Genomic DNA, 4,979 nt, shown 5'->3' on the forward strand with positions numbered 1-4,979 from the left:
GCATCGACCACCCTCGTGTGCAGCCGGCGGATGCGGTCCTGGGTCTTGCGCCAGCGGGCGGACGGGGTTTGCCGGGTGCGCCGGTCCGGGCCGACCCGGCGGGCCGCCTGCCGCCCCAACCTGCGCAGCTCCCGCAAAGCCACGTCGAGGTGCCGGGGGTTGGGGATGACCTCGCCGGTCGAGAGCACAGCCGGCGACTTCACCCCGAGATCCACCCCCACCACCGAAGCCGGTCGGGTTGGGGCCGGATCCTGGCGATCGATCTCCACGGAGAACGAACAGAACCACCGCCCACCCCGACAGGTCACGGTGGCCGAACGGATCCGGGCGGTGCCGCGCTCGACGTGCCGGGCCAGTTTGCGGGTCGACTCGTGGGTGCGCACGACCCCGATGCGGGGCAGCCTCACATGCCCGCGGTCGGCCAGCCCGAAGCTGCCAGTGGTGAACCGGCACGACAACCCGGCGCGTTTGCCCGTGAACCTCGGAAACCGGACCTTCGGGCCCCTGCGCTTGCCGTTCTTCGACGCGTTCCAGTTCGTCAACGCGGTCGCCAGGTTCGCCAAACCCGAGGAGTACGCCTCCTTCGAGTTCTCCGCCCGCCACGGGGCGACCACGTCCTTGGTCCGATTCCAGTGTTTCCGCAGGCTGTAGGCCGACCACGACACCGACGGCGTCAACTCCGGTTCCGCCACGCCGTAAGACTTCTCAGCTGTGCGCTGGTCCAGCTTCGCCTTGACCCGCGCCAAACCCCAGTTGTAGGCGTACCGCTGCGCACCACAATGCGACCGCAACACAGCCCCCTGGGCCGGTGTCGGGTCCAACGCGAACCGACACGCCTGCAACACCATGGTCATCACCAGCGACCGTACCGACCACCACCGACCAACAACCCACCCGGGCCAGCACACCGCGTCGCCGATCTCAAACACCTCAATCAGACACACACAGGCACAGAATCCTGAACGGTTCGCAGCCCCCGGCGGGTTCGGCCATCTGGTCGTCTGGTCTCGGCTGCGGCATCGAGTCGGGCATCTGGTCTCGCCTCCTCTGCGGGCCAGGGTCCCCCGGCGCGGCCAGGTCACGCCTCGACCGGAAGCGCATTTCGCCCGGTCGGGTGATCGGTGGCCGAACGCGCGCGGGCGTACACGCGGACGGCGTCGAGTGCGACGCGGTCCCACTTGTACCGCGCCCGCGCCCGGTCGCGGCCCGCCAGGCCGAACGCCGACCGGCCCGCGTCATCGACCTGCATTGCGCGCACGCCAAGGCAACGCCCAGCGGATCGCGCGGCGGCACCCGCAGGCCGGTGACCCCGTCGACCACGATGTCGACGAGCGGCCCGGCCGCGGTGGCGACCACCGGCATGCCGCACGCCATGGCCTCCAGCGCCGCCACCCCGGATGCATCCTGCCATGGCACGTACGCGGCCACGTCGGCCGAGCGCAGCAAGGCGGGCATGTCCGCCGCGCTCACGTGGCCCGCCAGCCAGACCCGGTCCCCGACACCGAGCCGCGCCGCGTCGTCGAGCAGGGCCGCGGCGTGCGGGTGCGTGGCCAGCGCCGCCCCGGTCGGGCCGCCCGCGATGACCAGCTCGGTGTCGAGCAGCATCGGCATGGCTTGGACAAGCGTCTGAAACCCGTTGCCCGGCAACAACTTCCCGACCGTCACGAGCCGGTGGCCCAGTTCCCGAGGGGCCGTCGGACCCGTGGGGGCGAACCGGTGGACGTCGACCCCGGCGGGGACCATCGAGATCTTCGAGCGGGGCACCCCCAGCCGGATCAGCTCGAACACCTCGTCGGCGCACCCGGCCACGATCCGGTCGGCCCGCCGCGCGAGCAGCCGCTCGGTCTCGACCCGGTCGGCCGAAGCGGTGTCCCGCCCCGAAGCGGGCGACGAGAGCGTCTGCACCGTGGGGATGTTCAGCCTGCGGCCCGCCAGAACCGTGGCCAGCCCACACATCCAAGACTGCGCGTGCGCCACGTCCGGCGGGTCCTCGCGCCAGCGCGCGAGGAGGTACCGGGTGAACTCCCCCATCGTCGGCAGCAGGTCGTCGCCCGCCATCGGCCGCGGTGGGCCCGCCAGGACGTGCACCACGTCGTAGCCGCCATCGACCCGGACGATCTCCTGCTGGTCCGGGTAGGCCCGCCGGGTGTAGACCGTCACGTGGTGGCCGTGCCGCACGAGCGCCGCGGCGAGGTCGGCGACCCGTTGGTCGGCGTCCGGCCCGCGCGGTGCGATGGGCGGGTCCGCGCACTCCGACACCATCGCGATTCTCATGACGGGCCCCTGTCCGACGGCGAGGCGTCAGCGATGCGCGCTCGGGTTGAACCGGCGAGCGAACCCGCGGACGGAGGGTGCGGTCTTGTCGTCGTTGGGCGGGACCATGATCTCGTCGATCTCGTGATCGGCCCGCTCGACCTGGTCGGTGGACTCGGTTGTCTGCTCGTATCGCCGCTGCGACAATCCCTCGGCGTCGAGCCGGTCACGCATCCTGGTCAGGACCTTGATCGCGATCGCGTGACCGATCGCGAGGACCAGCACCAACACGCCCAGGCGCGTGACGACGGACTCCAGCGGGCTGTCGGCGGAGAAGTCGATGGTCGAGAGCAGCGCCAGCACGCCCAACACCGCCAGGTGGAACAGAACCGAGACCAGGCGGGCCATCGAGCCCGCGGAACTGTCGTCCGTGTATGAGTTCTCGAGGTATCGCGATCCGGCACGGTAGATGATCTGCCCGTCCACGGCCACCAGAACGATACCCAGCACGAGGAATAAGACGAAGCTGTTGATGTCCATGACATCCCTTCGGCCGCTGTCATTGATCGCTTGCGGAATGACTACCCGTTCCCTGGGTTTCGACACCTCAACCGATTCACCCAGCGTGCGTGTGCTCGGTTGGCCTGACCTGATCGGGGGTAGTCCACCTATGTGACCGACCACTTGGGGCGTGCCCTGCTCGGGCCGACCGGCGAACACCATGCGACGGCGACGCCGCGCCTGGTGGAGCTCACCGTCGGCATGGCCGAGCTGCCGCTGGTGCGCACGGTGGCCGCCGCGATCGCGATGCGGGAGGACTACGACATCGAGGCGATCGCCGATGTGAAACTGATCGTCGACGAGGCGTGTTCACTGCTCGTCGACCGCGCGGTGGCGGGAACGGCGCTGGTCTGCCGGTTCGAGATCGCACCGAGCCGTATTCGCTTCTCCGCGGCTGTCGAGGGCTTCGACGCGCGCCCGATCGACGACACCACACTGGGCTGGGGACTGCTGGTCTCGCTGGTGGACGACATCAACCACACCGTCGACACATCCCGCCCGCTTCCGGTGCTGCGTATCGACGTGGACGTGCGGAGAGAGCGGAGCAGGCCATGACGCACCCACATCTGGTCAACGCCGCGTGGCGGGACTCCTCCGCGGGCTACGCGCACCTTCGGCCGCTGTTCGAGAACATGGCGAAGCTCGAACCCGGTCCCGAGCGGGCCGCGCTGCGTGACGAACTCGTCACCGGGCACCTGCCCGTCGCCGAGCACATCGCGCAGCGGTTCAGCCACCGCGGGGAGGCGCACGACGACCTCCTCCAGGTCGCCACCGTGGGGCTGATCAACGCGGTCGACCGCTTCGACCCCGACCGGGGAACGGAGTTCCTGTCCTTCGCCATCCCGACGATCATGGGCGAGGTACGCAGGCATTTCCGTGACACCGGTTGGTCGGTGCGGGTGCCCAGGCGCCTGCAGGAACGCCATCTCGCGGTCAGCACCGCGAGTTCGGAACTCGCGCAGCAGTTGGGCCGGTCCGCGACACCGAGCGAGATCGCGGCGCACCTCGGTCTGTCCAAAGAGGAGGTCTACGAGGGAATCGAGGCCGGGAACGTCTACCGGTCGCAGTCCCTCGACGAGATCCTGAGCCCCGGCGAGGACAACACCCCCGTGGCCGACCGGCTCGGCGTCGACGACGAGGCCCTCGACAGCGTCGAGTACCACGAGACCCTCCGCCCGCTGCTCGACCAGCTGCCCGCCCGGGAACGGCGGATCCTCATCCTTCGCTTCTACGGCAACATGACCCAGACCGAGATCGCCCAACGCATAGGCCTCTCGCAGATGCACGTGTCCCGGCTTCTCGCCAAGACCCTGAAAGGGCTTCGCGACGGGATCAGCGACTCCTGAGGGGACAGTTGTCAGCTGGGTCGATCGGCCGCGTGACGGTACTGTTGGCGCTGCGACCCCGAGGGAGTGCCACCATGACCGAGCCCGACGAGCCCACCGCCGCCGTGACTGATCCGGCCATGGTCGCGCCCGGCCTCGAGGTGACCGCGCGGCAGGCGTCGGTCGACACTGTGATCCTGCTGGTGAACGGCGAGATCGACATGCTGACCGCCCCCGCGCTGGACCGCAGCCTCACCGCGACCACCGACGGCGGTCACCGACGGGTGGTGGTCGACCTGTCCGGGGTCACGTTCCTGTCCTCGGCGGGAATCACCATTCTCGTGCAGCACGCCGCCGAGGCCGCCCGGCGCGGCGTCCGGCTGCCCATCGTGGCCTCCGGGACGGCCGTCCTGCGTCCCCTGGAACTGACCGGGCTGAAAACCGAACTCGATCTCCACGGCACCGTGGACGAGGCCGTCGACGGCGCCTGACCAGCACCTGAACGTGTCCGGGAAAGAAAAATCAGGTTACTGCTAACGCCGCACCCCTCTACTCCGATAGGGCTAGCAAGCAGCTCCCGGTGGCACGCCCCCCGACCACCGGGAGCTGCCGTCTCCCCGGAATCCTTGATGTCTAGGCCCCTAGCCTCGATCTTGCACGGGTTTGTGGGATCTGCTTGAAAGGTTGCTGTGGCTGGGTTTTGCCTGAGATCCCTGGATATGGCGATGGTTGTGGGCCGACTGTCGCGTCGGTGGGCGGTTTCCGGGGTCCTTGGTCGTAGTGGCGGGAGGTGTGTGTCAGCCGGGCCACGACGCGGTGCGTAGGCGGGTGAACGCGGTC

Annotated in this window: 5 protein-coding genes and 1 pseudogene; 3 read left to right on the plus strand and 3 right to left on the minus strand. The window is 69.4% G+C overall.

Features of this window, described 5'->3' with window-relative positions:
• The 3 genes and pseudogenes from tnpB to ACRDSQ_RS04440 all read right to left on the minus strand — a co-directional run.
• The coding region (gene tnpB / locus ACRDSQ_RS04430; protein WP_431418999.1) for an IS607 family element RNA-guided endonuclease TnpB at nucleotides 1-854 on the minus strand (854 nt) is incomplete at its 3' end.
• Between the two features lie 224 nt (nucleotides 855-1,078).
• A pseudogene (locus tag ACRDSQ_RS04435) lies at nucleotides 1,079-2,274 on the minus strand (glycosyltransferase).
• Between the two features lie 27 nt (nucleotides 2,275-2,301).
• The gene (locus ACRDSQ_RS04440) at nucleotides 2,302-2,793 is read right to left on the minus strand and encodes a hypothetical protein (protein ID WP_431419000.1); all 492 of its coding nucleotides are present in this window, start codon (nucleotides 2,791-2,793) and stop codon (nucleotides 2,302-2,304) included.
• A 132-nt stretch (nucleotides 2,794-2,925) separates the two neighbouring features.
• Between ACRDSQ_RS04440 and ACRDSQ_RS04445 the strand changes: the two genes are divergently transcribed.
• The 3 genes from ACRDSQ_RS04445 (at nucleotide 2,926) to ACRDSQ_RS04455 (ending at nucleotide 4,630) form a co-directional block, all read left to right on the plus strand.
• On the plus strand, nucleotides 2,926-3,369 hold the full coding sequence (locus tag ACRDSQ_RS04445) for an ATP-binding protein (protein ID WP_431419002.1): 444 nt from the start codon (nucleotides 2,926-2,928) through the stop codon (nucleotides 3,367-3,369).
• Complete coding sequence (locus ACRDSQ_RS04450) at nucleotides 3,366-4,160, plus strand: RNA polymerase sigma factor SigF (protein WP_431419004.1); 795 nt, start codon at nucleotides 3,366-3,368, stop codon at nucleotides 4,158-4,160. The genes ACRDSQ_RS04445 and ACRDSQ_RS04450 overlap by 4 nt, the downstream gene beginning before the upstream one ends.
• A 74-nt stretch (nucleotides 4,161-4,234) precedes the next feature.
• A complete protein-coding gene (locus ACRDSQ_RS04455; RefSeq protein WP_431419005.1) occupies nucleotides 4,235-4,630 on the plus strand; it encodes an STAS domain-containing protein in 396 nt (131 codons plus the stop codon).
• Nucleotides 4,631-4,979 lie beyond the last annotated feature (349 nt).

This window comes from Actinokineospora sp. (assembly GCF_050699995.1).
Classification (GTDB): Bacteria; Actinomycetota; Actinomycetes; order Mycobacteriales; family Pseudonocardiaceae; genus Actinokineospora.

Bases quoted from the DNA above. Each gene is read 5' to 3' on its own strand.
- ACRDSQ_RS04450 (WP_431419004.1), top strand. From the start codon at position 3,366: ATGACGCACCCACATCTGGTCAACGCCGCGTGGCGGGACTCCTCCGCG.
- ACRDSQ_RS04455 (WP_431419005.1), top strand. From the start codon at position 4,235: ATGACCGAGCCCGACGAGCCCACCGCCGCCGTGACTGATCCGGCCATG.
- ACRDSQ_RS04440 (WP_431419000.1), bottom strand. From the start codon at position 2,793: ATGGACATCAACAGCTTCGTCTTATTCCTCGTGCTGGGTATCGTTCTG.